We start from the raw sequence: 26,582 nt of genomic DNA, 5'->3' as shown, positions 1-26,582 counted from the left end.
AACTCCGATCCTACTCATTACGGGGTCGACCGTAAATTGGTATTGTGATGCCTTTGCGATTGCGCGCCCGAACTTCACGGATTCTCTTAGATGATTAATAAGCGTGCTTAAATCCTGCCTTCGCCATATTCCTTTGAACCCCAGAGCGTCCAAGACAGCAATAACTCCAATGTTCATTCGGTTAGCCATTTCAAATACCGCCGTGCGCAACGACTTCTGCGCCTCCCGCCGCTGACGATGAATCCGAGGAAGAGGCAACTGCTGAGCTTAACAGTTGTTGCAATAATGGATTAATTAGCGCGCACTCCGCGGCAACTTCTTCAGCGATCCGACGCGATTTTCCAGTACCTCGCCCTAATTCTTTTCCGTCGAAGACGACTCGCACTTGGAATAACGGATCGTGGCTTTGGTTAAGCTTATGCAAGGGTTTTAATTCAAACTTCAAGAGTTCTTTTACTCGTTCTCGGAACGCGGCTTGAAGCGCTTGCAGCAATCTCACCTTTGCAGGAATAATCTCCTGTGATACATCAACGGATGTATCCCGAAATAGATACGAAGCAAGACCACGACAAGTTTCTATTCCGCCAGCAGCAAAAAGAACGGCGAAGCAAACATTGACAGTTTCGTTTACAACGCTCGGATCGCCAGCAGTACGAAATTGATTGTCTTTGACCAGTTCTTTAATCCATCCCAATAACGGAGACTGGCGGATACACTTTACGACGCGCTCTTTCTTGTTTAGATAATTGGCGCGACTAGTCGCTGCTGTCGGGCCACATCCGTCTGAGTAGCATTGGAAGTAGGCCAGTAGTTCTCGCACGACGCCTCCTAAGACGGACAGTCCTTCCCGTTTGTCAGCAAACTCTGTTCGAGGGCTCCCCGTCGGGAGTAGTACATAGAGCGCTTGGGCAATCCCAATATCACGTGATGTGACTGTGCGGAGGGCACTGAGTCCAAGTCGCGAGCACGCTGCAAGGGTCGCGCTTTTAACGGGTTCTCCTCCAGTCGCACGCGAGGATGAGCGATCGAGCCGAAACGCCTTTAGTGCGTCGAATGCTGCCCGCATTTCGGCGATCTTCATTGGCGTGCCTCGCCCTTGGCCCACAATCTTGTTGCGGACGATCACATCGACGATGAAACTTGGATCATCGTCGCGACCCTCGCGACCGGAAAGTTTGTATATTGGTCTACCGGCGCCCGCTTGTTGAGTAGCGTTCTGTAATTCCCTCTTATAATTGTGGTCTCGATAGGACTCAAAAGGAAAGGACTCCGCAATCTCCAACGTTGCAATAATTACATTCGCAATTTCCTCCCAAGGCCGTGATAGAGCGAGATAGCCAACCATTCGATATATGGTCTTCTTGAGAATCAACGCACGGCCGCGACTGAATGCCTCGGAACTTGATGTCATAGAGACGTCAAGTAAGACTTGGGCAAGGCCTGCCTCGTGGAATTTGCGCACACAATGATCGGAGGCAGCAATATAGTTCATCTTCGACGTGAGGGTTCCCGCATCAATTGACCTGCTGCTGGCTTGCAACAGCGACTCTATTATGATAATCGTAAGGGCGTGGCGACCGATACACTCCAAGTGCGCCGCGCGCTCTAGATCAACGTTTACTGATTTGAGTGATTGCCGGGCGGACGCATGTACGAATATTACAGCCAGTTCGTCGTTTGTGGGCTGAACACCACTAAAGACCCGCGAAAAACGAGAGGCCATGTCTTGAAAGAACGAGTTTTCGCTCTCGGCTGCGGCCGATTGTCCGTCCGGTGATGAAAGAAATATGCAGCTCTTGTCTAGGTCGCGCTCGAGTTGTTGCGACAAAGCTTCATCGAGCTTTTGGACGGCCGAAGGATCGAGCTCGGGGAAGTCAGCAGACGCATCATCAACCGGAGCAATTGGAGGGGCCTCGATGACCGCGGGCTCGGGGCTAATGCAGACTTCCGCAGGTGGCAGGAAAGGCAAACGACTCTTCACCGATTCCAGCATCGCGTCCGACACAGGCGACGCCGCATCAAATATCTCGTCGAAATACTGCGTCGATGTGGTAATTACTTCAGGATTAGAAAGGGCAATCGCAACTTCAAGGTTCTTGTAAAAGGCGGCGAACGTTAGATTAGACGATGTGATGATGACTTCGTTGGTGTCGAAGATAAAGCACTTCGCGTGCAAAGCGTTGTTAATGCGCACGTCGATACGGCAGCGGTCGTCAAGAGGATTGCTCCGGAGCAACTCGATCGCAGCAATATCGTGGACCCTGGCGCGACAATCAGGCGCATTAAGGCGTGTAAGCAACTTTACGTGGATAGGTGCTTGTGGGCGAGATGGCAAGCTTGCGAGGATTAGTCGGATGCTTCGGATTTTAATGAACGGGCATGCGATTCGAAGTGTCTGTGTTACCCGAGGAAACCTGGACAAAAACTCCGGCTCCCAGGGAGTCCGATGGAAAAGCCATGCGTTTTCTTGGGATTCGTTTTGATGAATTAGTTCCATGACGATCGGGTCCGAAAGCTCCGCTTCCAACATGCCTTCTGGTTAGCGTAACGCAAAAAAAGAGAAGTATAACCCAGCGAAGTTTCGCCGTGTCGGACCCCAATCGCCGCCCCCGAAACTGGCCCCCGCCAATACCCGATACGCTCCCGGGCTCGCGCCTCGGGGCTCTGAGCGAACGCAAGATTCCCGGTGCTTGCGCGTCGGGCTGGTGGGGCTCTGATCTGCTACAGCAAATTCGCCCCCAACTCCGCCAGCGGGCTGCGCTCGCCCTTGGTCAACTCGATATGCGCCGCCAGCGGCTCGCCGCGGAAGCGGTTCACGAGGTAGTTGAACCCGTTGCTGCTTGAATCGACATACGGGTTGTCGATCTGGTACGAATCGCCGGTCAGCACGACCTTGGTCCCGTGACCGACGCGGGTGATGATCGTCTTGACTTCCAGGGGGGTTAGGTTCTGGGCCTCGTCGACAATGAGGAACTGCTTGGGGATGCTCCGACCGCGGATGTACGAGAGCGGCTGGACATCGACCGTGCCGCTTTCCCACAGGTCGCGCACATGCTTCCGCCCGCCGATGGCTCCGCCCGCGTCGAGCAGCGTCTCCAGCGTGTCGCTGATCGGCTTGAGCCACGGCGCCAGCTTCTCCTCGATCCCGCCCGGCAGCGCCCCCATCGACTTGCCGACGGGCGTGGTCGGCCGCGTGACCACGAGCCCGCGATAGAGCTTGTCGTGCAGGACCTGCTGCAGCCCCGCCGCCATGGCGAGAAGCGTCTTGCCGGTCCCCGCCTTGCCCATGATCGTCACGAGCTTGATGGCTTCGCAGAACAGGGCGTCGAAGGCGAAATACTGCTCCTTGTTCTTGGGGCGAATCCCGCAGACCGGCTTCTTCGACTCGTTGACCCGCACCAGCCGTTCGCACTTCGCATCGACGCGGGCCAGCGCCGACGCCGCCGTCCCGTTGTTACTCCGCAACAGCACATACTCGTTCGGATAAATGCTCGTCCCCGCCGGAAGCGGCATCATCCCCTCGGCCATAAACCGGTTGATTACCTCGGGCGTCTCCGCGAGTTCGATTCGCCCCGTGTAAAGGTCCGACAGACCGACGCGATCCGTCGTGTAATCTTCCGCCGGCAATCCCAGCGCATCCGCCCGAATCCGCAGGTTGATGTCCTTCGTGACGATGATGACCTTGCCGCCCGGCTCGGCCGCCTGTATCTCCCGCGCGATCCGCAGGATCTCCGCGTCGGCGTAGACATTTTTCGCCGCCAGCGCGTGCTCCTGACCGCAATACACCCGCAGCATCCCCCCGCCGGGCAGCTTCGCCCCCTGCGCCAGGCTCTGCGACTGCCGCACCTGGTCGAGCAGCCGCGACACCTCCCGCGCGTTTTGCCCCCGGCTGGAAATCTCGTGCTTGAACCGGTCAATCTCGATGATCACCTCGATGGGGATGACGACGACGTTGTCCGCGAACTGGAAGATCGAGTTGGGGTCGTGCAGGAGGATGTTGGTGTCGAGGATGTAGTGCTTCCGCATGGCGGGGAGTATACCGGCGGCCGCGCCGCTTATAAACGACCCGCCGTTTTCTCATGGCCCGGTGCGCGGCGAATTGTTATGCTTGGGTGAATACGCGGGAGGTCTGTCCATGAACACTGTCGCTGCCGGCGTCTCGTCCAACAGCTGGGTCGTGATCGCTATTGCCGTCGGGCTGATCGCCTTCATTTGGATGATCGCCATCTACAACGGTCTCGTTCGCGGACGCATGACCGTCCGGGAGGCCTGGGCCCAGATTGAGGTGCAGCTCAAGCGGCGGCACGAACTCATTCCCAACCTCGTCGAGACCGTCAAGGGCTATGCGGGGCACGAGAAGGAGACGCTCAATCGCGTGATTGAGGCCCGCAACCGCGCCGTCGGCGCGACAACTCCCGCGCAGGCCGGCATCGCCGAGGGGATGCTGAACGGCGCGCTGCGCCAGCTATTCGCCCTCTCCGAGGCCTATCCCAACCTCAAGGCCAACGAGAATTTCATGCAGCTCTCCGCCGAACTCGCCTCCACGGAGAACCAGGTGAGCGCCGCCCGGCAGTACTACAACGACGCCGTCGGTCGCTACAACAGTTCGATTCAGATCTTCCCGAACGTCATGTTCGCAGGCTCGCTCGGCTTTCGACCGGCGGAGTTCTTTGAAGTGGAAGACCCCGCGGCCCGCGAAGCGCCGAAGGTGAAGTTTACGTAGCAGGGTGGCACGGTCTCGCAGCAGCGAGGCCGTGGTGCGCCTAAGCGGAGTTAGCTGTCTAACTCGAAACTTTCCCCCGCCATCGGCATCAGCACCTCGCGAAATCCGTCCCCGTGCATGGTTCCCTGCATGACCTCCATCTGGTCCGGCTCGCCATGGACGAGAAACGCCTTCTTGCACCGCGCCGCCAGTGGTCGCAGCATCCGCTGCAGTTCATCCCGATCCGCATGCGCCGAAAACCCGTTCAGCGCGATGACCTGCGCCCGCAGCTTCAGCTTCTCCCCGAAGATCGTCACGTGCGGCTGCTTCTCCACGATCCGCCGGCCGAGCGTGTGGGCCGCCTGAAACCCGACGATCAGCACCGTGTTCTTCGGGCTTTCGATCGAGTGCTTGAGATGGTGGACGACGCGGCCGTTCTCGCACATCCCGCTGGCCGAGATGATGACGCACGGCAGCTTGATCGTGTTGAGCTTCTTGCTCTCGTCCGCCTCGCGGACATAGGTGCAGGAGTCCGTGCCCCATGCATCGCCCGAGCGGCGCGTCAGTTCGCGCGATTCCTCGTCGAACAGCTCCGGGTGCAGTCGAAAGACCTCCGTGGCGTTCACGGCCAGCGGGCTGTCGACGAAGACCGGGACGTCGGGGATTCGTCCCTCGGAGCGAAGCCGGTGCAGCATGTGCAGGATCACCTGGGTCCGACCGACGCTGAACGCGGGGACGATGACTTTGCCGCCGCGCGAAAAGGTCTCGTTCACCACCTGGGCCAGTCGCGCCGCCAGGTCCTCCGTCGGCGGGTGGCGCCGACCGCCGTAGGTCGATTCGCTGATGAGATAATCGCATGGCGGCAGCGCCGCGGGGTCGCGCAGCATCGGCGTGTCCGGCCGCCCCACGTCGCCGGTGAACACGACCGACGTCGCCGCGCCGCCGTCGGTTTGGCACGTCAGCTCGACCGACGCCGAGCCGAGCATGTGCCCGGCATCGCGAAAAAGCGCCGTCAGCCGCGGGGCCGGTGAAAAGACCTCGCCGTAAGGGACGCAGTGAAAGAGTCGCATCGCCCCCGCCGCGTCCTGCTCGTCGTAGAGCGCGGTGACCGGGAGCATGCCGTTTCGGGCCCGCTTCTTGTTTACATAGCGCAGGTCTTCCTGCTGGATGTGCGCCGAGTCCTCCAGCATGAGCGCCGCCAAGTCGCGCGTTGCCGGCGTCGAGTAGATCGGCCCGGTAAATCCGCGCTTAACGAGCAGCGGCAGACGGCCGCAATGATCGACATGGGCATGCGAGAGGACGACGGCGTGAATCCGGGCGGGGTCGACGGGAAACGTCCGGTTCTTCGACTCCGCCTCCAACCGCCGCCCCTGAAACAGCCCGCAATCCAGCGCGACGAGCGCGCCATCGGCTTCGACCAGGTGCATCGAGCCGGTCACTTCCCGCGCCGCGCCGTGGAAGGTGAGTTTCATCATGGTTCGGATTCCGGGTCCTCGATTTGCATTTGGGATGTTGGAATGCCCGCCATATGAACAAGCTGGTAATAGTGCTGGGGTCTCATGTTCTTCGGGATTACGCCAAGTGATTGAAAAGCGATCTTGGCAAGCGCGGTTTTTTCAGTTTGCAAATCGTGCGGCGACCACTGCTGCGGCGGCAAGGATGCCAAAACGCGCAAATCAATATTGCGGAAGTCGCCGACAGCAAGGTGAAGAATCGCTGACAATTGCCAGAGGGGTCGCAGGCGTTCTGGGAACTCTGTCGGCACGACCTCGCCGCCAACAAACCCAAGCGCGGGATTGGGACTCAGGAGTTTCTCGTGTTTGATGCCCAGCACGGCGTAACGTTCGGCTTCGACGATGGCGTCGTAAGCCTTACCGTAATTCGCTGGGCGTGATTCGAAGTGCATCCGCGCCAATGTGTAGAACGCGTCCCATTCGGCATCGTGGTGCCGGCGGTAGGGACTGTTCTCGCGCTCTAGTCTGCGATAGCACATAGCCGCCAACTCTTGATCCGCAATGGCTTGAGTAAGATTCCCCTCGCTATACCGAACCCAGGCATTGACACGCAAGAGTTCCAATATTGGCGAGTCGTTTTCCTTTGGGCTTAACGCGGCCGTTCGCGCATACGGAAGCCATTGATCCAATCTGGCTCGGGCGGCCGGGGAGGTAACATACGCCTTCAAGAGATCATTCGGCCAATCAGTCAGTGCACAGCTCCGCAAGGCCCATTGAACGCATGCAAACTGCAACTCCGGATTGTCTTTCCGAAGCTTCGCATATAGCATCAGTACCGAGACCTTGCGCTCACCAATTACCGACTTCAGCGAGGCCTTGGCTTCTTCTAGCCGGCCCGCGCGAATCAGGCACTGTGCATAGTTCGTCGCAGTTTCACGATAGACCGGCAGTACCTGAAACATCTCGCGCCAGCGTTCGAGGGCCTTCGCGTCGTTCTCCGGTGTCGATGATTCCTGTGCGAGAGCTGACGCCTGGGCGGCGCTTGCGTACTGGGCACGAAGAGTTCGCTCGACGAAGAATCGCGACGGCGCTGGATGCTCCGCCGGAAATATTCCGCGAGCCTCTTCGACTGCGGCAAGCGATTCCGAAAATGACGCAACTAGGAAAACGAATCCTCCCGCCATCACGAGGAACGGCCGCAAACGCCTTCGTGCCAATTGTACGGATTGTTGATTCACATCGCTCGGTACAACGCTAATCGTTGCCCCCAACAGGCCCAGCAATGCCCAATACCAGATAGGCATAATTGACCCACGAAGATTGATGCTCGCCGCCTCGCAGACAAATAACGTGATGATTGCAGCCGCTAGAGGCCAGGCGAGGCCGCGTGTGGCACCGGCTAATAGCCGGTGCGATTTGTCCTCAACGGGAGTCCCCGTTTTCGATGAATCCCTACGGACCGCCGAGCGCAAACCAATTACCAAAACCGCGATCGGCAGCGCCGCAAAGGCCAACCCCGCTGGCAGTCCCAACTCCACCGCCGCCTGCAACCACTCATTATGCGTCGCCGTATCGAGATTCCCGTGATAACGATGTGGCATATGGGCGCGAAAATCCGCCATCAGCCTTGTCATCTCGATGACAAAGCGATCCGGCCCGACGCCGAAGATTGGATGATTCCAAATAAAGAAGCGCGAGTTTTTCCAATAAGTCCGTCGCACCTCAATCGGCCCCGAAATCTCCCGCATCGGACTGAAGGTCTGCGTCCAAACATACGCGATACCGCCAATGACGATAGCTGCGATCACGGCGCAGACGGTGAATTGAACCGGCAAGCTTGGATAACGCCGCCAAGTCACAATTGCCGCGACAATGACGATTCCCGCAACTAGGCCAAGCGTCGGCGAGCGGCGCTCGGTCTGCTGAAGTGCGTAGAGGCAAAGCGCGCATGCGCCCAATGTGAGCACTGCACCGGTCCAGCGCCCCTGCATGGCCAGCCCGACGCCCCAAATTCCTGCCAGCGCCGCCCAGACCGCCGCGAGGCCGCCGACGATCGTGATGGGTCCTATCGGCCACGAAAAATGCGCGTAACCGCGGTCCGCGCGATGCCAGATGGTGAGCGCGAGCGACAACACCGCGACCGTGAGCAGTCCAACGAGGGTCTGCCGCACCATTGCCGGCGTGAACCGGTGCGCGATGACAATCGCCAGCGCCGCTCCGGCCGCAAAGCGGACGATCCAGCCCCAGGACAAATCGAACGATCGCCATGCCAGCGCGGAAATTGTTGCAAGAACTATGACAGCCGCCGCGCACCAGCCCATCCAGCGCGTCGCGCGGCTCCGCGCCGCAGGCGTCGACCGCGTCGTGCCCGCAAGAATCAAAACGATGCCCGCAGTGAAGACGAGGACCACGTCGCGCACATCCGCAATCCCCGCCGTCGGGATGGGCGCGGTCAGCAAATCCGCGATGAACGCCAGCAAGGGGTTCCACGTCCCCCGCATCGCCGGCCCGCCCGCTTCGATCGGCCCCGCCCCCGAATACAGACACGTCGCCCCGCCGCACCCCAGCACGACGACCGCGACAAAAAGACGAGCAATTCCCGGCCGCATGAACGCCATCGTCCCCGCCCCGCGCCCATCAAGCAAGGTCAATTGGATGCACCACTGAGGCACAGAGACACCGAGACGAAACGCCGGTTGATAGGATTCAGATCGATGATTGGGATCGAGATTTCCAAATCATCCCGTTCGTTCTCTGCGCCTCTGTGGTGGAGTCCCTTTTCCCCCAAAAAAGAAAAACGCAGGCCGAAAAGCCTGCGTCTTCCCCTCCCCTCAAAAATTCGGCCGATTCCTCGGTGCCCCGCCTTCCCCCCGGTCGGCGGCTTCGAACCCGGCTCCCCAAGTCGGGCTCGAAGGTGTTGAACACGTGCGGAATCGACTTTGCGTCCGCGGCCCACGAGTCGAACAGATGTGTCGTGTCCCCGCGTATGATTCCGATGCGGCGGCCAATCCTCCCCAGGATCATCCGCCGCGTCATTCCGGGCCAGGCGTCTTATGCCTCAGGCTCCTCCTCCAACATCTTGCGTAGATAGTCGTTCTCGCGCCGCGTCGCTTCCAGATCAAATAGCAAATATTTGATCGAGAGACGCAGATAATCAATCGAATCATGAAGGCTCGTGACCGTCGCCTTCAGTTTTTCATGCCGCTGCTTGGTCTGCTCGGCCAGGGCCTCGAGCTTCGACCGCTCCCCCGCGGGCAGCGAGCCGATCTCTCGCACCAGCTCGGAAAGCTTCGCTTGAAACGTCGTCTCGTCCATGGCTGCCTCTCTCCCTCGGCGGCTATTGTTCGCCGCCGATCAACGCCCCTCGCTCGTATGATTGCGTCGTCGAAGGGATGACAAGGCAATCACCGTGCCGCTCGAACGTCCCTGTTAATTGTACTCGCGAATACGCACAAACAACTACCAGCACACGGCTTGCGCGACACCCGTCAGGTTCCGATAATCCGACGTATCCGTGCGTCCGTGCGGGCATGTTGCCTTTTTGAAACGTTGCCGGGGCGGCGCGCGGTGGGCGCGGCTTGTTAACCACGACGGCGGATCGAGTTACGCAAAACGAGAAGCCGCGCCGCGCGCGTTGCCGGCGATAAACGCACCACGAGCAGGAAACTGCATCCAAACCCCGATAAACTGTGCGGCTTGCATCTGGAATGAAGGCGACGGCGGCGACATGACATATCCATACTCTCCCAAAGACCTCCGCGAGAAGTGGCAAGCCTACTGGGACGCCAACCAGACCTTCCGCACACCCAATCCCGGCGAGCCCGGATTCGATCCGTCTAGGCCCAAGAACTACATCCTCGACTTCTTCCCCTACCCCAGCGGGGCCGGTCTCCACGTCGGTCATCCAGAAGGCTACACGGCGACCGACATCCTCTCGCGCTATCGCCGCATGCGCGGTTTCAACGTCCTGCACACGATGGGCTGGGACGCCTTTGGTCTGCCCGCCGAACAGCACGCCATCGAGACCGGTCAGCATCCCGCGGCAACGACGGAGAAGAACGTCTCGACGTTTCGCCGCCAGCTCAAGATGCTCGGGTTCTCGTACGACTGGCGGCGGGAGATCTCGACGACCGATCCGGGGTACTTCAAGTGGACGCAGTGGATCTTCCTGCAGATCTTCAATAGCTGGTACGACGCGGCCGCGGACAAGGCGCGGCCGATCAGCGAACTGCCGATCCCGGCCGACATCCGCGCCAAGGGAGATCGGGCCGTCCGCGAGTATGTCGATTCGCAGCGGCTCGCCTACATGGCCGAAGTGCCAGTGAACTGGTGCCCTGCCCTCGGGACGGTCCTCGCCAACGAGGAAGTGACCAACGAAGGCCGCAGCGAGCGCGGCGATCATCCTGTTTTCAAGCGACCGCTCAAGCAGTGGATGCTGCGGATTACCAAGTACGCCGATCGGCTGGCGAATGACCTCGAAGAACTCGACTGGCCCGAATCAATCAAGCTGATGCAGCGAAACTGGATCGGTCGGAGCGAGGGCGCGCAAGTCAAGTTCAAGCTGGCGCCCGATTCAGTGGAGCAAATGTCTCCAGAAGTGGAGCGGGCGTCCCTGCCCGCTGATTCCTCGTTCGAAATCTTCACCACGCGCCCCGACACGCTCTTCGGCGCGACGTACATGGTCCTCGCCCCCGAGCACCCGCTCGTCGCGAAGATCACAACGCCCGAGCAGCGCGCTGCCGTCGACGCCTACGTCCGCGCCGCCGGCAACCGCAGCGAACTCGCCCGCACCGCCGAGGCGAAGGAAAAGACCGGCGTCTTCACCGGTGCGTACGCGATCAATCCCGTGAACGACGCGAAGATCCCGATCTGGATCGCGGATTATGTGCTGATGAGTTACGGCACCGGTGCGATCATGGCCGTCCCCGGTCAGGACCAGCGCGACTGGGATTTCGCCATGGTCTTCGATCTGCCAATCATTCGCACCGTTCAACCACCGCCGAACTTCGATGGAGAAGCCTATCTCGGCGACGGTCCGGCGATGAATAGCGCGTTCCTCGACGGTCTGGAGGTCGACGCGGCCAAGAAAAAAATCACGGCATGGCTCGAAGAGCGCGGCCTCGGCAAGGGCACCGTTAATTACAAGCTCCGCGACTGGCTCTTTTCCCGCCAGCGATATTGGGGAGAGCCCTTTCCGATTCTGCATGGCCCCGATGGCGAGATCGTTCCGCTCGATGAAAGCGAACTGCCGCTGACGCTCCCCGAGATCGACGACTTCCGCCCGACCGTCATCGCTGAGGGCAGCGACGCCATGCCCGCGCCGCCACTCGGTCGCGCGAAGGAGTGGATGACCGTCACGCGGAACGGCAAGTCGTATCGCCGCGAACTCAACACGATGCCTCAGTGGGCCGGTTCGTGCTGGTATTACCTCCGCTTCACCGATCCCTGGAATAAGGACCGCCTCGCCTCCCGCGAAGCAGAGAAATACTGGATGCTCTCCCAGCGCAAGGACGGTCGCCCGCACGTCGGTGGCATCGACATGTACATGGGCGGAGCGGAGCACGCCGTGCTGCATCTGCTCTACGCCCGTTTCTGGCACAAGGTCTTGTATGACCTCGGCCACGTCTCGACGGTCGAACCCTTCGGCCGCCTCTTCAACCAGGGCATGATACGAGCGTTCGCTTACCGCGATGCGCGTGGGACGTATCGTGGCTACGACGAAATCGAATTCCGCGAAGACGGCACGGCGGTACTCAAGGACTCCGGCGAAAAACTCGCCGCCGCTGTCGAGAAGATGTCCAAGAGCCTGAAGAACGTCATCAACCCCGAGGAGGTCGTCAACGAATACGGCGCCGATACCCTCCGGCTCTACGAGATGTTCATGGGCCCGCTGGAGGCGAGCAAACCGTGGAACCCCCGTGACGTCCCCGGCGTCTATCGCTTCCTGCAACGCGCCTGGCGAATGCTCGTCAACGAAGAGACCGGCGAGGCGTCGGCGTTCCTCCGATCCGAGCCCGGAGCGCCAGCGACGGGTTCTGACGCCATCGAAAAGCTGCTCCACAAGACCATCAAGAAGGTCGGCGAGGACATCGAACGCCTCGCCTTCAACACGGCCATCAGCGCGATGATGGAGTTCGTCAACGAAGTCTACCGCGCCAAGTCCATCAAGCCCGTCCAGGCCGAGCGCTTCGTGCTGATCCTCTCGCCGTTTGCCCCGCACCTCGCCGAAGAACTCTGGCAGCGGCTTCGCGGGCCGGCGTGGAAGACCAGCCTCGCCTACGAGTCCTGGCCGGTGTTCGATCCCGCCCTCGTCGAAGACGAGACCGTCGAAATCCCCGTGCAGGTCAACGGGAAGATCGTCGCGCGGCTCACGATCGCCAAGACGGCCGATGAAGCGAGCGTCAGGACCGCCGCGCTGGCCATGCCCAAAGTGACGGAGCGCATCGGCAGTACGACCATCGCCAAATGCATCTACGTCCCCGGCCGGATGCTGAATTTCGTCGTCCGATAGGCGGCCAGAGGCAGGGAATACTCATGCCGACAATTGCCAGGATTGGCCCCTATCGCATATACTTTGTCAGCCACGACGTGAACGAACCGCCTCACGTGCATGTGGATCGCGACGCTCAGTCGGCCAAGTTCTGGTTGAGGCCGGTTGCGCTCGCTCGAAACATCAGGTTTAGCCCAAGTGAATTACGAGCGGTTGAACGAATCGTTTTGGAGCACCAGCAGGAGTTCCTCGAGGCATGGAATGAATACTTCAGCGCTTAGTCCGGGCATGCAAGTGAAGGACGTTCGCTTCGATGACGACACGCTCAGCGTTGATCTCGCCGACGGTCGCACCATCACCGTCCCCCTCGTTTGGTATCCTCGCTTGCTCCACGCGTCGCCCGCGCAGCGCGCGAAATGGCAAATCTCCGGCGGCGGTTACGGCATCCACTGGCCTGAAGTCGATGAAGACCTTAGCACTGAAGGCCTCCTCTGGGGCGCGCCGGCACCCGGGACCAAGACAATCGTCCTCTCGTAATCTGCCGCAATCTCCGTCGCCGATTGTTATAATAGAGGCAATGGCCCCTCTCTCACTGGAACGAGCCCTAATGGCCGTCGAGAAAGTCCGCGAACGGCTGCTACGGTCGACCGCGGCGCTGGAGCGCCATGGCGTGCGGTATGCCGTCATCGGCGGCCACGCTGTCGCCGTCTGGATCGCACGCGTCGATGAGGACGCCGTTCGCAATACCGTCGATGTCGACATCCTCCTTGATCGCAAGGACCTGCCGAAAGCGACAGCGGCTCTGAATGAAGTCGGTTTTGAATTTGCGGAGGTCCAGGGCGTTCCCGTCTTCGTGGAAAAAATAAGCCCTAAGATACGCCGCGGCGTGCATATCATCTTCGCTGCGGAAAAGGTCCGACCGCACGAGCGCCATCCTGCTCCGGACTTTTCGAAAATTGACCGCGCCGAGGATGGTTTCACTGTCATCGACCTTCTGCCGTTATTGGTCATGAAACTGACGGCCTTCCGTCGCAAAGACCAAGTCCACCTCCAGGACATGCTTGAACTCGAAATGATCACGCCCGAGTTGGAGGCCCAGCTTCCTCCCGACCTTCGCGCCCGCCTTGGCCAGATCCGCGCCACGCCGGAATGAACGCCGCGATCGGTTACAATCCGCCGCGATGCCCGTCGAACTCGAATCCAAGCTCTCCGTCCCATCGCACGACCCGGTGCGCGAGCGCCTCCGCGCCGCGGGGGCGGTGCCGGAGGGGCGAGTCGTCGAGACCAACCGGCTGTTCGACAATGCCGAGCAGGCGCTGTTTCACGCCGGGTGCGGGCTGCGGGTGCGGTCGGCCGTGCCGGTCGATGGGGCCTGGCGGGCGTCAGCGGGCGGCGAGGCCAAGTCCACCTTCACCTTTAAGGGCCCGCAGCAAAAGTCGGGCTTCAAGCGGCGGGAGGAGATCGAGCTGCCGATTGAGAATCCCGAGGGATTGGCCGCGCTGCTGGCGGAGCTGGGGTACACGCCCTGGCTCGTCTATGAGAAGCGGCGGGAGTCGTGGACATTGGGGGCGTGCAAGATCGAACTGGACGAGATCCCGCAGCTCGGCCGCTTCGTCGAATGCGAAGGACCGGACGACGCAGCGATCCGCGAGGTTCTCGCGGCGCTCAACCTGGCCGCCGAGCCCAACATCGTTCACAGCTACCCGGCGCTGATCGCGAAGCACCTCGGCGAATCGGCGCCGCGACCGCTTACGCTGCGGTTTGCATAGGCGGGGAACAAAGTCCCAGGAATTAGGAAACAGGGAAGCCGGAACAGCAACAGGAGATTGCAACACTCATGGGTGACGACGCGGAAAAGATCATTTACTCGATGGTGGGCGTCAGCAAGAGCCACGAGAAAAAACCGATCCTCAAGGACATCTACCTCTCCTATTTCTACGGGGCGAAGATCGGCGTCCTCGGCCTGAACGGGGCGGGCAAGAGCACGCTCCTGCGAATCCTCGCGGGGGTGGACAAGAACTACGACGGTCAGATCTCGCTGCAGCCCGGCTACACCGTCGGGTTCCTCGAACAGGAGCCGAAACTCGACGATTCGCTGACGGTCCGTCAGATCGTCGAACAGGGCCTGCAGGGGACGCTCGACCTGCTCAAGGAATACGAGCAGATCAACGAACGCCTCGGCGAGGACATCTCGGACGACGAGATGAACAAGCTCCTGTCCAAACAGGAGAGGGTGCAGGAGCGGCTCGACGCCGCCAACGCCTGGGAACTCGACGCTCAGCTCGAGATGGCCATGGACGCCCTGCGCTGCCCGGAGGGTGAGCGGCCGATCAAGGTGCTCTCCGGCGGCGAGCGGCGGCGGGTCGCGCTGTGCCGGCTCCTGCTGCAAAAGCCGGACGTGCTGCTGCTCGACGAGCCGACCAACCACCTCGACGCCGAGACGGTCTCGTGGCTGGAGCAGCATCTCCACCGCTACGAGGGCACGATCATCGCCGTGACGCACGACCGGTACTTCCTGGACAACGTGGCGGGGTGGATTCTCGAACTGGACCGCGGCAAGGGGATTCCATGGAAGGGGAACTATTCGTCGTGGCTGGAGCAGAAGGAGGCGCGGCTCCGCGTCGAGGAGAAGACCGAGTCGGCGCGGCAGCGGGCGCTGGCCCGGGAGCTGGAGTGGATCCGCAGCTCGCCCCAGGCCCGGCGGACCAAGAGCAAGGCGCGGATCAGCGCCTACGAAGAGGCGGTCGCGCAAAACTCGGCGGAAAAGCTCAAGGAAGTGGAGATCTACATCCCGCCGGGTCCGCGGCTGGGCAACCAGGTCATCGACGCGCAGAAGGTGACCAAGGCGTTCGGCCGGCAGATTCTCATGTCCGACGTGAGCTTCTCGATCCCGGCCGGGGCGATCGTCGGCATCATTGGGGCGAACGGCACGGGCAAGACGACGCTGTTCCGCATGATCACGGGCCAGGAGAAGCCCGACAGCGGGACGATCCGCATCGGCGAAAGCGTGAAGCTCACCTACGTCGAACAGAGCCGCGAGACGCTGATCGATGGCGAGACCGTGTTTGAGGCGATCACCGGCGGGACCGACCTGATGCAACTGGGCAGCGCGCAGGTGAACGGCCGCATGTATGTGACGCGGTTCGGATTTGTCGGTCAGGACCAGCAGCAGCCGGTCGGCACGCTTTCGGGCGGCGAGCGGAACCGCGTGCACCTGGCGCGGATGCTCCGGCTGGGGGCGAATGTCATCCTGCTCGACGAGCCGACAAACGACCTGGATGTGAACGTCATGCGGGCCCTGGAGGAAGGGCTGAACAACTTCGCGGGCTGCGCGCTGGTGATCAGCCATGACCGGTGGTTTCTCGACCGCGTGGCGACGCATATTCTGGCGTTCGAGGGGGAGAGCAGCGTGCGGTGGTTTGAGGGGGACTATTCGGCGTATGAGGCGGACCGCAGGAAGCGGCTGGGGGCGGAGGCGGAGCGACCGCATCGGGTGAAGTATCGGGAGCTGACGATGGGGTGATCAGAGCCCCGCGGCGCGAGCCCGGGGATTCTGGCCCTCCCTCCTGCTCCCTGATCCCTGTTCCCTCGCTTGGGTCCGGTTTCGGAGGGCGGGGATTGGGGGACAGGGGAGCAGGGGCCGCGGAGACCGGAGGTCCTTTCAGCCAAGGGTTCGACGTGGGGCTTGAGGTTGGGCATGACCTCCGAATTACTTGACGGGCGACGAGCGATGCCTATAGTCTGTTAGCACGACTCCCCGGCCTTGTGCCGGTTGGGCAGCCTATATGGCTGCCTGTTTTTTTGCGCCCCAGGCGGTATCCTCTCCGCGTGTCTCGGCGCAGCATCATCTACATCGATGGATTCAATCTCTATTACGGCGCCGTGAAGGGTAGCCCCCACAAATGGCTGGACATCCAGCGAATGTGCGAGCGGCTGCGCCAGGACGACGAAATCCAGCTCATTCGGTACTTTACGGCACGCGTCGATGGTCCGACCCGCGCGAATCAGGACGCCTACCTGCGAGCCTTGGCCACCAGCCCCAAGATAGAAACCATTCTCGGCAACTTCAAAACAAAACGATTCAAGTGCCGCGTTTCCGCCTGCACGTTCGCCGGTTCACGTTTCTACGTCGGCACAGAAGAGAAGCGAACCGACGTCAGCATCGCTGTGATGTTGCTGGATGATGCTTATCAGGACAAGGCAGAGCGATTCGTCATCATCAGCGGCGACTCCGACCTTGTCCCATCCGTCAACCTGCTCAAGCTTCGATTCCCTGAAAAACAAGTGATTGTCTATGTTCCATCCCGCGACCCCAGGCGAGGGGCCGCCGTGGAACTGCGCAGCGCGGCCGACAAGAATCGATCTCTTCCGATGGAACTCATTCAGCGAAGCCAGTTCCCGCGAGAAATGCCCGACGGACATGGTGGGACGATCCGCAAGCCCGTCGATTGGTGAGCTTTACGACCACTCATTTCCTTTGTGGCGCGGGCGAGAGTCAGGTGCAGGGATCGTAGAAGGCCCCAGGCTTGGATTGGAGGCCAGGCGGAATCGTCGAAAAGTCAAAATGTCTGCTCCTGAAGAACCTAATGGGCGAATTCAGGATCGAGCATTTGCAGCTCGCGCATGAACCGGGTCTTGAGTACCTGTTGAAATTGTTCACAGCGGTTGACATCTTCTCGATCGAAGAGAAGTTTGCCGCGTTGCTCTGTGATCGAGTCGACTCCTTTCTCGTCGAGGATGTCCTTCGCCGCCTTAAGCACGCGATCGACCCGACTAATGCGAACTCGAACAGTTTTTGCTGGTGTTCCCGGTGCAATTCCCCAAAAATGACCCGCCTCGCGGAAGTATTTCGGTTTTGAAGGATCGGCAAGCCATGTCCTGAACACTGAATGTTCGAGTATTTCCTTGACCGATACTTCAAGCTCCCGGTCCGCCTTTTCGCGTGCAATTGTATCAGCGGGCTGCAACTGAGCCGCCTCGTGCAGACCCGCCACGCTAAGTCGATACATCATCGGGCCAACGCGCTCAATCAGTCCTTGTCCGAGCAAACCGATCGAGCCCCGACGATTCAGTTCCTTGTTGATTTTCTCGGAGTCGGGGTAATCCTCCTCAAATCCGCGAAGACCCCAGGCAACTTTGTTATGGTTCCATGCTTCAACGAGCAAGTCTTCGGCGGTAAACGTCTTCGTTAATTCGCCGCCTGATAAGCGAACAGCTGCCAGCAGTGCCTGATGGCGAAGACCTAGTCCACCGACTTCCATCTGTTCCACGTCATGACCTCCTCGGCTATAGCTTCGCGCTACTCCAGCCCGATTCCACTAAAAATATACGGTTGGAGTTTTTCCCACATTGCCTGCATGAACTGGACCTGGAAGATTTCAAACTGATTTTTGTGGCGACTCCACAGATCGGGCCTCTCGTCTCCCGTGGTGTCGTATTCGTCCATCATATGCACTTGGACGACCATTTCGATGACTTTTTGTGAGTGGAACGCACGCCACTGGCGGGGGTTGTCTGCTCTTTGTTTGAAGAAGAACGCTGCCTCCGGGCTACCTAGATTTAGCCACCAAACGTTGCTCTGGTAGTCCCACACTTCTTGATAAAGGGTCGGCTGACCGTCGTCTGAAGCCCGAATCTCACCAGTGAATGGGTCAATATCGCGGTCGGTAACTAACAGCTTCGGAAATCCCCCTCCGCGCTCTGGGGCCTCCGGATTCGGCGTCACCTCAACTTCAGCGCGAATTCGTGCCCAAACACCACCGGAAATCTCTTCTCCAGCGCCTGCGCTTATCGATGTTCGACCGAGGCGATTACCGTTAACCCATCCCCACGGAGAGATTAGAACGATCAGCGGATCGGCAGCGTCATGAGTCCAGTTGAGTAATACGTTAGTCGCGCGTATACCGTCGTCGTTCGTCACCTGTGCGGTGATTTGACCGCGCTTGCCAAGCGGAATGGTTAGGGCTCGAGGCGTGAGCAATACGTGATCAATCGTCCAAACTTCCACGTCAACCCGGGAAGAACTCACGGTTGTTCCTCGTACTCGACAGCTAACCTGGGTTTTTCCTTTTCCTGTCGCTACTACTTGGTCATCGGTGCGGAATTGCACGACATGGCGGTCGTTTGTAATCCATTCAAGCTCGGCACGGGGCACTAGTCTCCCGGCGGCGTCGACGACTCTTGGCTTGAGGATACTTACCATTCTGGCAACAACGCCGCAGCCAATCCGAACCGGCAGGCTTGTGTCCCAGTCAAACTCTATCGATTCAGGCGTATCGCCGTACTCGTGTGGGACCCGCTTTCGCTTGCGCTTCTTCTTACCGCCCTCGCCGTTGCCATCGTCGCCAGGACCGCTCGGTCCAGACGATTCGAGAAATTGGTTCTTGAATCTGTCAAGGACGCGGTTTTCGCGCTGAACCTCGTCCAAGGTCTGATCGTCAAGCTCTTGACGCCGACGTTCGTTGATCTCCTTGGCCAAATCTTTGATATGGTCCGTGATGAAGCGGTCGAGAGCCGAGACAAGCGGACCATCATTCGGCCTGAGCCGACCAAGCGATACATAATCGGGCTCAAGTGCTGCAAGCTCAACGGTGCCATAAATGAAGTACGAACCAGGAACAGCGGGCGCTAGGTCTGAGACGGGCTTTGACCCGATGATGTGGTTCGGGTTCGCTTTGTACGTGATCTTCCATCTTGGTTTCAGCTTCTTATAGGCACTCAGCATGTTTTCTCGCGAAGTGTACAGAATGAGGCGACCCTTCGGCTTTTTTCCATCAAAAGTCGTGGATTGCAGAACTCCCTCGTCGTCCTTGAGAGTTTCGGGAATTTCATGTACGCGAGCCGTCTCGAATCCTGGGTACGTCTCGATGGTCTCAAGCCTAAGCGGATTCCCATCGTTAAGGATGCGTCCGTTATGCACGGCGTAGATTCGTAGTTGTTCAATGGCGGCTGTTGCTTGATCGTGACGAAGTAATTTCTGAACTAGGTCCTCGGGAATACGGCCCTTGTACAGGTCCTTCGGCTCAAGCCCCTCCACCAAAGTGAATGCTCGGCGCTTGTGGATGGCATCCAAAACAGCTGGCGGTAATTCATCATGTCGAAGTTGGTACGTCTCAAGAGCGGACCGGAGTTGATTTTGCCACGAATCCACGGGCAATTCGCGCCCGGCTGCGACATCCGGGATAAACCCAGGAATTCCTCGTTCAAGGGATTGCGCGGCACCCTCAAAGCCTTTACAGTTGAGCTTGGTGTCGCGGATTCCGAGAATTCGAGCCCGGCCGCCGAACAGACGGTACATGTATGCCTTTGCGCCGTTACCCTGAGTTTGCTCTTCGATCACACCCGAGCCGCGGCTTGATGCGGTAAAATCCTGCCAAGTGCTCCATGCGCTTACGTCCTCAAGCGTAGCGCCACCAACATCGAGCATGCCCAGGGCGGCAGGGCCAGTGGCGGATGAATCCCTCATGAGGATCACCGCAACGCGGTGTTCCTCTGCGACGTTCGCGCGATCAGCCTGATAGGCGCGCCTTACATTTTTAAGCCACTCAGCAAGGCCGTCAGGATGCGTGCTAATCCAGCGTGTAACCGAATGCAGCGTACCCAGTTCGTGAAAGTGAATACCACGTTCGTCACGTTGAATACTCATGCGATACTCCAAACAGAAAACTCGACTAAATCCCGTCGTCAACCGTCGGTCGAGGCGATAACCGTTCCCAACAGGTAGTAACTTTTCTCAACAAGCCATCCGGCTCCCGGACGAAGTAGCCTTGCCTACCCTTCTGTTTCACTAGTCCTTCAGCCCGCAACCACGCTAGACAGAGATACGTTTGATAGCGAGGCACTTCAGTACCGTCTATTGAATTAACAAAGGGCAAAACTTCATCTGCGGTAAAAAGTCGGCCCTTGCCGGCTTTTTTTTGAATAGCACCAACGAGGAGATCAATTACCAACCGCGGTGCTCTGTGTTCATATTCAGCCCTCTCGCTTTTCGACCAAGCGATTTTCACTAGAGCCTCTCGTTGTCTGAAGAACTTGGGATACTCGCCTTTGCGAGGGGAGCGGCGTGGTCGCGGGCTGCTCTCGCCTGCGCTCTCATCGCCGGGCTTGTGCGCGATCGGTAGTGGCACCCCAGTGGCCTCCTCGGCTTCTCCGTTTAGGCCAGGGAAGTGGACTAATTCACCCACCGCCTTAGCGAGCTCAGCCACACGAATGCTCTTGTAATCGCCTGCCGCTAGCGCAGTTCCAGCAAGTTCGAGTAACTGCCGCTCGGTTTTCTGCACCGCCTCAATCGCCCGTTTCGCTATATCCATGGATACATATACTACAGCGAAACTATGGCGAGTCAAGTGAGTCTGGAGAAATTTTGTCAGAGGTTATAGGACGAACGGACAGCGGAGCCACGGTGAGTCATCCGCTCCAACCGATCCATCAGTGAGGGCATCCCCCCGCCTCTAATTTCCAGATCGCCTTCTCTTACTCCCTTCCCGCTAAAGGCTTACGGTCCCAGCTTTCCTCCTCCTCCCCCACGAGCCCCTAGCCCCTGATCCCCGGCCCCTGTTTCGGCCCTCCCCTGCTCACCCGTCGTCCCGCCCCTCTCAAGCCTCAAGCCTCAGGTCTCAAGCCCTTTCCACAGGGAGCGCTGAGCAAGAGTAGCAGTCAGAGATCAAAAACGGGCGAAGCCCCGGCATACAGCCTGAAGCCTTCGGCTCGCCCCCGGAGTCTCCGCGCAAATGAACCCGACCGACACGCAATTGATTTCGAACACCTCAAGCCTCAGGTCTCAAGCCTCAGGCCTTCCGGCCGTTCCGCCTCGTTCCGTTCTGTTCCACCAACAAAAACGATCTCTGTGTCCTCGGTGCCTCTGTGGTGAATTCTACATTCCGCATTCCCACTTCCGCCTTGGGGCTGTTCCGCCCTGTTCCGTCTTGTTCCACCAACAAAAAAAGGAGACCCACTCATGAACGCTCTTGACCCCGCCACCGCCGACCTCGCCGCCGACGCCCTCCCCGACGAGACCACCTCGCGCCACTCCATCTACGAAAAGGTGGCCCCCGAACTCCGCCGCAAGCTCGACCGCGCCATCCTCACCTACGAACCCGCCGGTTACCGCCCGCTTTACAAAAAATACAACCTCGCCGACGTCGGTCTCAGCTTCACCGCCTTCTATCGTTACGCCAGTCGCCTTCGCGCCCGCGCCGCCGCCCTCCAGCTCGCCGAGGATGCCCTCCCCAACGACCACGCCAGCGCCCTGGCCGATCTCCTCCCCGCCCTAATCAGCCAGCACCTCGTCGAGCAGATCATGGCCGGCGATTCGTCCGGCGCCGATACCATCTACAAGCTCATCCTCGCCCACCGCGCCGCCCTCGAAAACGCCGCCGTCACACGCAGGCACCGCGCAACTCAAATCCGCAATTCGCCGTCTTCTGCCATTCCGCATTCCGAATTCCGCATTCCGCATTCGCCCGATCCTGTCCAATCCCCCACCCCTTCAAATCTGTGTTCATCTGCGTCATCTGCGGAAAAAGCCGACGACCTCCTGGCCCGTGTCGACGAGGAACTCGCCGCGGGACAAATCGCCCTGGCCGCGGAAAAAGAGGCCCTCGCCGCAGAACAGGCGGCGCTCGCCGAGGAAAAAGCCGCCCTCGCCAGCGACGAAGCCCGAGCGCTCGCTTACTTCGAACAAGTCAAGAAGGACCTCACCGCCATGGGCTACCCCGTCGCCGACTGCAAAACCCCCGACGAACTCGAAGAGATCCTCCGCACGCACAACCCCGTAGCGGCCCCCGTCCCGGCGGCCGACGAACCCCCGCCCTCGGCTGCTGACGTTGCCCCTGTCCCTTCCGTCCCTTCGGTCACTTCTGTCCCTTCACCCCGGGGCGATTCTGCCTCTCAAACCTCAAATCCCGAAATCTCAAATCCCCCCGCTCTGTCTCCTTCACTTCCGCATTCCGAATTCCCACTTCCGACTTCTTCCGCCCCCTCAAATCTGTGCTCATCTGCGTCATCTGCGGAAAAAAAATCCGACGCCATCACCTCCACCGCCGACGACCAATTCCGAATCACCCCCGAAGAGCGCCGTCTCCGCGAATTCCATCGCGTCGCCATCGCCTACGGCCTCATCAAGCCCGATACCCCCGTTCCCATCTTGGCCGAATCGGTTGTGAAGCCGGATTGCCCCACCCAATAACGTCCGCCACCCACCGCGGCGGGAAAGCTCCGGCGCGGACGCTACCGCCTTTCTTTGTAGGCAGATCAGCCCCACCGTACGATCTCGCGGGGAAGGGAACTTCCCCGTCGAAGGTGCTGACCGTCTTCATGTTGCCGCAGGGTGAAATACGGTTCATCGTGAATCCCGTCTCGGGGCGGTTTGGGAATCGCGCGCTGGTCGAGGCCTTTCGGCGGCGGGCGGAGGCGGCGGGGCGCGCGGTCACGGTCCAGCGGACGGCGGGGACGGGGGATGCGGAGGCGATGGCGCGGGAGGCGTTCGCGGCTGGGGTGGCGGCGCTGGTCGTCGTCGGCGGCGATGGGACCGTGCGGGAGGTGGTGAATGGGATGACCGACGGGGGGCCGCCGATTCTGGTCGTGCCGAGTGGGACGGAGAATATCCTGGCGAAGTACCTGGGGATTCGGCGGGATGCGGAGTGGCTTTGGCAGGTGCTATGTGAGGGGCGGGAGATTGAGCTGGATGTGGGGGTTCATTGGGGGGGAGATTCTGCTGTAGAGAAGGCAGCCAGGGACGGCTGCCCCACTGGGCGGCGGTTTTTACTGATTGCCGGGGCGGGGTTTGATGCCGAGGTCGTGCGGCGGCTGACTCTGGAGCGCAAAGGGCACATCACCTACTGGAGCTACTTCTGGCCGGTGTGGCGGTCATTCTGGAGCTATCGGCAGCCACAAGTCTTTGTAGAAGCGGATGATAGGGTAATTTTCGATGGCCGCGGTCTGGTTTATGTCGGCAGCATTCCCCGGTATGCGGTCGGGATGCGGCTCCTGGCCCGGGCGGTCGCGGCGGACGGGCTGCTGGACGTCTGCGTTTTTCAGTGCTGCAAGTCGAACGCAGTGCTGGGCGGGCGGGTCACGCTGCTGCGGCATGCGCTGAACACCTTCCTGGGCCGGCATGTCGGCACGCGCGGCGTCATCTATGCGCAGGCGCGGCGCGTGCGGGTGTGGTCGAAGGAGCGCGTGCCGGTGGAGATCGATGGGGATCTGGCGGGGGAGTTGCCGCAGGAGTACGGGGTCGCGGACTTTCGGGCGCGATTCCTGGTGGGGCGCGATTGGCAGGGTTAGAGCGTCGGTCGGTGGAGTGTGACCGCGCGGCAGCATTGAAAGTCATTTCGGAAGTCGCCACCCGCGCGGCTGGGCTGAAACGATTGGTGAACAGGTTCGCGATGGGGCCGCGCACGAGTCGCCGAGGCGTCGTCGAAATCGGCGGGAAATCCTTTTTATAGGCCGCAAGCTCTTCGGCACTTTCAGCCGATGGGTGTTTCGCTCGGCAAGGACCGCCGGATCGCGAGGTGCGAATGGCGAGAGTTGCGGGAGCGAAATCGGCGGTCAGAGCCCGCCCTACGGAAGAGACTGTGATGAGTGCGGCGGCGAGATTACTTCCGATTCGAGAGACGCTGTCGGGGCGATGGCAGGTTCCGGCGCTGGTGGTGGGCGTGGTATTGCTGGTCGGCGGCCTGCGGCACATGTTCAAGTCGCATGTCCCCACGTCGTTCGCGGTGGAGATCGAGCGGGTCCATCGGTTGCAGGCGGCGGGGGCGGACGCGCGGGCAAATGCGTATCTGCTGGACCTGCTGGCCAAGCCGGAGCGCTCGGCGGCGGAGCGGGCGGAGTTTCACCGGCTGCTGGCGCAGACGATCTATCGCGCCGAGTCGGATTACACCTTGCACAACACGCGGAACGTCGGGGCGATCGTGACGCATTTCGAGAAGGCGCTGCGGCTGGGGATCGCCCTCGCGGCGAGCGACTGGATCGGCCTGGGCGATGCGTATCGCTGGTCGGAGCAGGACGATTCGGCGGTGGAGGCCTATCGGCGGGCGCTGGAGGGGAGACCGGCGAAGGCTGATCGCGTGCGGCGGCAGTTGGTGGAGATGCAACTGGCCCGTGGGTCGATGACGGCGGAGTTGATGGGAGAGGTGGATGCGATCCTCGCGGACGAGGGCGCTTCGGCAGGCAATGTGGTGTGGGCGCTGGAGCAGAAGGTGCAGGCGCTGCTCGACGGCGGCGATACGGCGGCGGCCATGAGCCTGATCGAGAAGGCGCGGTCGCGGCTGGCGGGTACGGAGGAGCGAATCGCGGTGCGGTATCTGGAGGCGTTGTGCCTGCGCGAGGCGGGGCTGCGCGGCGAGGCGGAGCAGGCGCTGCGAAGTCTGCGGAATGAGTGGCGGTCGCGCGACGAGCTGTGGGGCAAGGCGGGATGGCTTTTGGGGCGGCTGCAACAGGAGGACGATCGGCCGCAATTGGCGTTGTCGTTTTATCTGGAAGTCTTGCGGTCGTTTCAGAGCGGGGAATTGCACGATTTGTGCGCGGTGGGGCGGGCGGAGTGCCTGGCGGCGCTGGCGCGCTATGAGAGGGCGCTGGAGGCGTTTGGCGAACTGAAAGAGCGGCTGATCGGCAAGGAGCGGTCGCGGGCGCTGGATTGCGGCGTGGTGCGCGCGGCGATCACGACGATCGGCGAGTTGTTGATACAGGGCGGGCGGCTGGAGTTGGGGGTCGATTACCTGCGGCTGGCGATGCAGTTGGTGGGGTCGGATGAGGCGGCGCTGCGCGGGTCCTATCTGGTGCGGGTTGCGGGGGCGCTGGAGGAGATGGCGCGGGCGGCGGGGTCGGATGCGGCGAAGGCGCAGCAGCATTACGCCGAGGCGGCGGGGCTGCACCTGGAGCGGGCCGACTTGCGGACGACGGGTGATGCAGAGCGACCGACGGCGCTGGAGATGGCGGCGGACGATTTCGAATCGGCGGGGCATTTGCAGAAGATGGTGGACGTGCTGGCGCGGCTGACGGCGGAGTTTCCGAACTACCCGGGGCGCGCGGGGGCGCTGTATCGACTGGCGGAGGCGTGTCGGGCGGAGGGGCGGACGGCGCGTGCGATCGCGACGTATGAACTGGTGATGCAGTCTTATCCGCGGCTACCGGATGCGCTGCGCTCGGTCGTGCCGCTGGCGGAGTGTTATCTGGCGCAGGGGGGCGCGGGGACGCAGCGCGGCGTCGAACTGCTCCTCAGCGTGGTGGATGACGCCGGGCCGCAGCCGCTGTTTTCTCCGCAGGCGATCGAGTATCGGAAGTCCCTGATTTTATTGGCGGATTACTACAGCCGGGCGAGCGACGAGGAAGTGCCGAACCACTTCGAGAAGGCGATCCGGCGGCTGGAGGATGCCGTCGCGTTTTATCCCGACGATCCGGAGATGCCGCGGCTGAAGTTTCAACTGGGAGACGCGTATCGGCAGAGCGCGGGGGCGTTGCGCGCGGTCGCGACGTCGCAGCCGAGCACACAGGCGCGCCAATCGGGGTTGCAGGAGGTCGAGCGGCGACTGGCGCGGGCGCTGGAGTTGATGGAGGACGTGATCGCGGCGCTGGCGCCGCATGATGCGGATTCGCTGTCCGACGTGGAAAAGGCGCAGCTTGAAGCGGGTTATCAGTATCGCGGGGACTGCCTCTTTGACCTGGGGCGTTATGCGGCGGCGATCGAGGCGTATCGGGAAGCGGCGTGGCGATTCGAGAACCGGCCGGCGGCGGTGTCGGCGACACTTCAAATTGTGCAATGCCATCAGCGGCTGGGGCAGGCGCAAGAAGCCCGCAGCACGCTGGCGAGGTTGGGATGGTTGTTGAAGAAGACGCCGGCGTCGGCGTTTGACGAGCGGAAGGGGATGCGACCGAAGGCGTATTGGGAAGCGTTGGTGAGCCGGCTGGAAGTGAGCGGGGCGTCGTAGCGGCGGCC

At 60.8% G+C, this 26,582-nt stretch carries 20 protein-coding genes; 12 read left to right on the top strand and 8 right to left on the bottom strand.

Translation table 11 applies throughout. The features are described from left to right. Positions 1-190 precede the first annotated feature (190 nt). Positions 191-2,497, bottom strand: a complete 2,307-nt coding sequence (locus VJZ71_09955) for a putative dsRNA-binding protein (protein HKQ48380.1) — start codon at positions 2,495-2,497, stop codon at positions 191-193. 224 nt (positions 2,498-2,721) lie between these two features. Then, a complete protein-coding gene (locus tag VJZ71_09950; GenBank protein HKQ48379.1) occupies positions 2,722-4,026 on the bottom strand; it encodes a PhoH family protein in 1,305 nt (434 codons plus the stop codon). A 109-nt stretch (positions 4,027-4,135) separates the two neighbouring features. On the opposite strand from VJZ71_09950, the gene VJZ71_09945 reads away from it, so the two are divergent. Further along, complete coding sequence (locus VJZ71_09945; protein ID HKQ48378.1) at positions 4,136-4,723, top strand: LemA family protein; 588 nt, start codon at positions 4,136-4,138, stop codon at positions 4,721-4,723. A 50-nt stretch (positions 4,724-4,773) separates the two neighbouring features. Here the strand turns inward: VJZ71_09945 and VJZ71_09940 are convergent, their stop codons facing one another. Beyond that, positions 4,774-6,177, bottom strand: a complete 1,404-nt coding sequence (locus VJZ71_09940) for an MBL fold metallo-hydrolase (protein HKQ48377.1) — start codon at positions 6,175-6,177, stop codon at positions 4,774-4,776. Beyond that, positions 6,174-8,477 (bottom strand): O-antigen ligase family protein, encoded by a 2,304-nt coding sequence (locus tag VJZ71_09935; GenBank protein HKQ48376.1) that lies wholly within the window; start codon positions 8,475-8,477, stop codon positions 6,174-6,176. Before VJZ71_09935 ends, VJZ71_09940 begins: the two co-directional genes overlap by 4 nt. Positions 8,478-8,541: 64 nt before the next feature. Here VJZ71_09935 and VJZ71_09930 point away from each other — a divergent pair, with 64 nt between their 5' ends. Continuing rightward, a complete protein-coding gene (locus VJZ71_09930; GenBank protein HKQ48375.1) occupies positions 8,542-8,823 on the top strand; it encodes a hypothetical protein in 282 nt (93 codons plus the stop codon). A gap of 384 nt (positions 8,824-9,207) precedes the next feature. Here the strand turns inward: VJZ71_09930 and VJZ71_09925 are convergent, their stop codons facing one another. After that, the gene (locus VJZ71_09925; GenBank protein ID HKQ48374.1) at positions 9,208-9,471 is read right to left on the bottom strand and encodes a transcriptional regulator; all 264 of its coding nucleotides are present in this window, start codon (positions 9,469-9,471) and stop codon (positions 9,208-9,210) included. A 412-nt stretch (positions 9,472-9,883) separates the two neighbouring features. On the opposite strand from VJZ71_09925, the gene leuS reads away from it, so the two are divergent. From leuS to VJZ71_09890, 7 genes are all read left to right on the top strand, one after another. Next, entirely contained in the window at positions 9,884-12,667 is a 2,784-nt protein-coding gene (leuS, locus tag VJZ71_09920; protein ID HKQ48373.1) for a leucine--tRNA ligase, read from the top strand. Further along, the gene (locus VJZ71_09915; protein HKQ48372.1) at positions 12,622-12,927 is read left to right on the top strand and encodes a DUF4160 domain-containing protein; all 306 of its coding nucleotides are present in this window, start codon (positions 12,622-12,624) and stop codon (positions 12,925-12,927) included. The genes leuS and VJZ71_09915 overlap by 46 nt, the downstream gene beginning before the upstream one ends. Continuing rightward, positions 12,908-13,183 (top strand): DUF2442 domain-containing protein, encoded by a 276-nt coding sequence (locus VJZ71_09910; GenBank protein HKQ48371.1) that lies wholly within the window; start codon positions 12,908-12,910, stop codon positions 13,181-13,183. Before VJZ71_09915 ends, VJZ71_09910 begins: the two co-directional genes overlap by 20 nt. A 40-nt stretch (positions 13,184-13,223) precedes the next feature. Further along, complete coding sequence (locus VJZ71_09905) at positions 13,224-13,799, top strand: hypothetical protein (protein ID HKQ48370.1); 576 nt, start codon at positions 13,224-13,226, stop codon at positions 13,797-13,799. A 28-nt stretch (positions 13,800-13,827) separates the two neighbouring features. Continuing rightward, positions 13,828-14,415: a class IV adenylate cyclase gene (locus VJZ71_09900; GenBank protein HKQ48369.1), complete on the top strand. Its 588-nt coding sequence runs from the start codon at positions 13,828-13,830 to the stop codon at positions 14,413-14,415. Positions 14,416-14,483: 68 nt separating this feature from the next. Then, positions 14,484-16,169 (top strand): energy-dependent translational throttle protein EttA, encoded by a 1,686-nt coding sequence (gene ettA, locus VJZ71_09895; GenBank protein ID HKQ48368.1) that lies wholly within the window; start codon positions 14,484-14,486, stop codon positions 16,167-16,169. A 305-nt stretch (positions 16,170-16,474) separates the two neighbouring features. Then, positions 16,475-17,101, top strand: a complete 627-nt coding sequence (locus VJZ71_09890; protein HKQ48367.1) for an NYN domain-containing protein — start codon at positions 16,475-16,477, stop codon at positions 17,099-17,101. Positions 17,102-17,229: 128 nt separating this feature from the next. Here the strand turns inward: VJZ71_09890 and VJZ71_09885 are convergent, their stop codons facing one another. Genes VJZ71_09885 through VJZ71_09875 form a run of 3 tightly spaced genes read right to left on the bottom strand, consistent with a single transcriptional unit; the run spans position 17,230 to position 20,955 of the window. Next, positions 17,230-17,916 carry a hypothetical protein gene (locus VJZ71_09885; protein HKQ48366.1) on the bottom strand — a complete coding sequence of 229 codons (687 nt, stop codon included), beginning with the start codon at positions 17,914-17,916 and terminating at the stop codon, positions 17,230-17,232. A 29-nt stretch (positions 17,917-17,945) separates the two neighbouring features. Next, positions 17,946-20,291 (bottom strand): hypothetical protein, encoded by a 2,346-nt coding sequence (locus tag VJZ71_09880; protein ID HKQ48365.1) that lies wholly within the window; start codon positions 20,289-20,291, stop codon positions 17,946-17,948. Positions 20,292-20,316: 25 nt separating this feature from the next. Further along, the gene (locus VJZ71_09875) at positions 20,317-20,955 is read right to left on the bottom strand and encodes a hypothetical protein (protein ID HKQ48364.1); all 639 of its coding nucleotides are present in this window, start codon (positions 20,953-20,955) and stop codon (positions 20,317-20,319) included. A gap of 647 nt (positions 20,956-21,602) precedes the next feature. Here VJZ71_09875 and VJZ71_09870 point away from each other — a divergent pair. The 3 genes from VJZ71_09870 (at position 21,603) to VJZ71_09860 (ending at position 26,574) form a co-directional block, all read left to right on the top strand. Next, complete coding sequence (locus VJZ71_09870; protein HKQ48363.1) at positions 21,603-22,832, top strand: hypothetical protein; 1,230 nt, start codon at positions 21,603-21,605, stop codon at positions 22,830-22,832. A 113-nt stretch (positions 22,833-22,945) separates the two neighbouring features. After that, positions 22,946-23,929 carry a diacylglycerol kinase family protein gene (locus VJZ71_09865; protein ID HKQ48362.1) on the top strand — a complete coding sequence of 328 codons (984 nt, stop codon included), beginning with the start codon at positions 22,946-22,948 and terminating at the stop codon, positions 23,927-23,929. Positions 23,930-24,222: 293 nt separating this feature from the next. Beyond that, complete coding sequence (locus VJZ71_09860; protein ID HKQ48361.1) at positions 24,223-26,574, top strand: tetratricopeptide repeat protein; 2,352 nt, start codon at positions 24,223-24,225, stop codon at positions 26,572-26,574. Positions 26,575-26,582 lie beyond the last annotated feature (8 nt).

This window comes from Phycisphaerae bacterium (assembly GCA_035275405.1).
Lineage (GTDB): Bacteria > Planctomycetota > Phycisphaerae > UBA1845 > UTPLA1 > DATEMU01.
Note: the sequence above shows the minus strand (reverse complement) of the source record. Positions and strands in the feature narration are given on the sequence as shown.

Bases quoted from the DNA above. Each gene is read 5' to 3' on its own strand.
- VJZ71_09955 (HKQ48380.1), bottom strand. From the start codon at position 2,497: ATGGAACTAATTCATCAAAACGAATCCCAAGAAAACGCATGGCTTTTC.
- VJZ71_09950 (HKQ48379.1), bottom strand. From the start codon at position 4,026: ATGCGGAAGCACTACATCCTCGACACCAACATCCTCCTGCACGACCCC.
- VJZ71_09945 (HKQ48378.1), top strand. From the start codon at position 4,136: ATGAACACTGTCGCTGCCGGCGTCTCGTCCAACAGCTGGGTCGTGATC.
- VJZ71_09940 (HKQ48377.1), bottom strand. From the start codon at position 6,177: ATGATGAAACTCACCTTCCACGGCGCGGCGCGGGAAGTGACCGGCTCG.
- VJZ71_09935 (HKQ48376.1), bottom strand. From the start codon at position 8,477: ATGGGCTGGTGCGCGGCGGCTGTCATAGTTCTTGCAACAATTTCCGCG.
- VJZ71_09930 (HKQ48375.1), top strand. From the start codon at position 8,542: ATGCCCGCAGTGAAGACGAGGACCACGTCGCGCACATCCGCAATCCCC.
- VJZ71_09925 (HKQ48374.1), bottom strand. From the start codon at position 9,471: ATGGACGAGACGACGTTTCAAGCGAAGCTTTCCGAGCTGGTGCGAGAG.
- leuS (HKQ48373.1), top strand. From the start codon at position 9,884: ATGACATATCCATACTCTCCCAAAGACCTCCGCGAGAAGTGGCAAGCC.
- VJZ71_09915 (HKQ48372.1), top strand. From the start codon at position 12,622: ATGCATCTACGTCCCCGGCCGGATGCTGAATTTCGTCGTCCGATAGGC.
- VJZ71_09910 (HKQ48371.1), top strand. From the start codon at position 12,908: ATGAATACTTCAGCGCTTAGTCCGGGCATGCAAGTGAAGGACGTTCGC.
- VJZ71_09905 (HKQ48370.1), top strand. From the start codon at position 13,224: ATGGCCCCTCTCTCACTGGAACGAGCCCTAATGGCCGTCGAGAAAGTC.
- VJZ71_09900 (HKQ48369.1), top strand. From the start codon at position 13,828: ATGCCCGTCGAACTCGAATCCAAGCTCTCCGTCCCATCGCACGACCCG.
- ettA (HKQ48368.1), top strand. From the start codon at position 14,484: ATGGGTGACGACGCGGAAAAGATCATTTACTCGATGGTGGGCGTCAGC.
- VJZ71_09880 (HKQ48365.1), bottom strand. From the start codon at position 20,291: ATGAGTATTCAACGTGACGAACGTGGTATTCACTTTCACGAACTGGGT.
- VJZ71_09875 (HKQ48364.1), bottom strand. From the start codon at position 20,955: ATGGATATAGCGAAACGGGCGATTGAGGCGGTGCAGAAAACCGAGCGG.
- VJZ71_09870 (HKQ48363.1), top strand. From the start codon at position 21,603: ATGAACGCTCTTGACCCCGCCACCGCCGACCTCGCCGCCGACGCCCTC.
- VJZ71_09860 (HKQ48361.1), top strand. From the start codon at position 24,223: ATGAGTGCGGCGGCGAGATTACTTCCGATTCGAGAGACGCTGTCGGGG.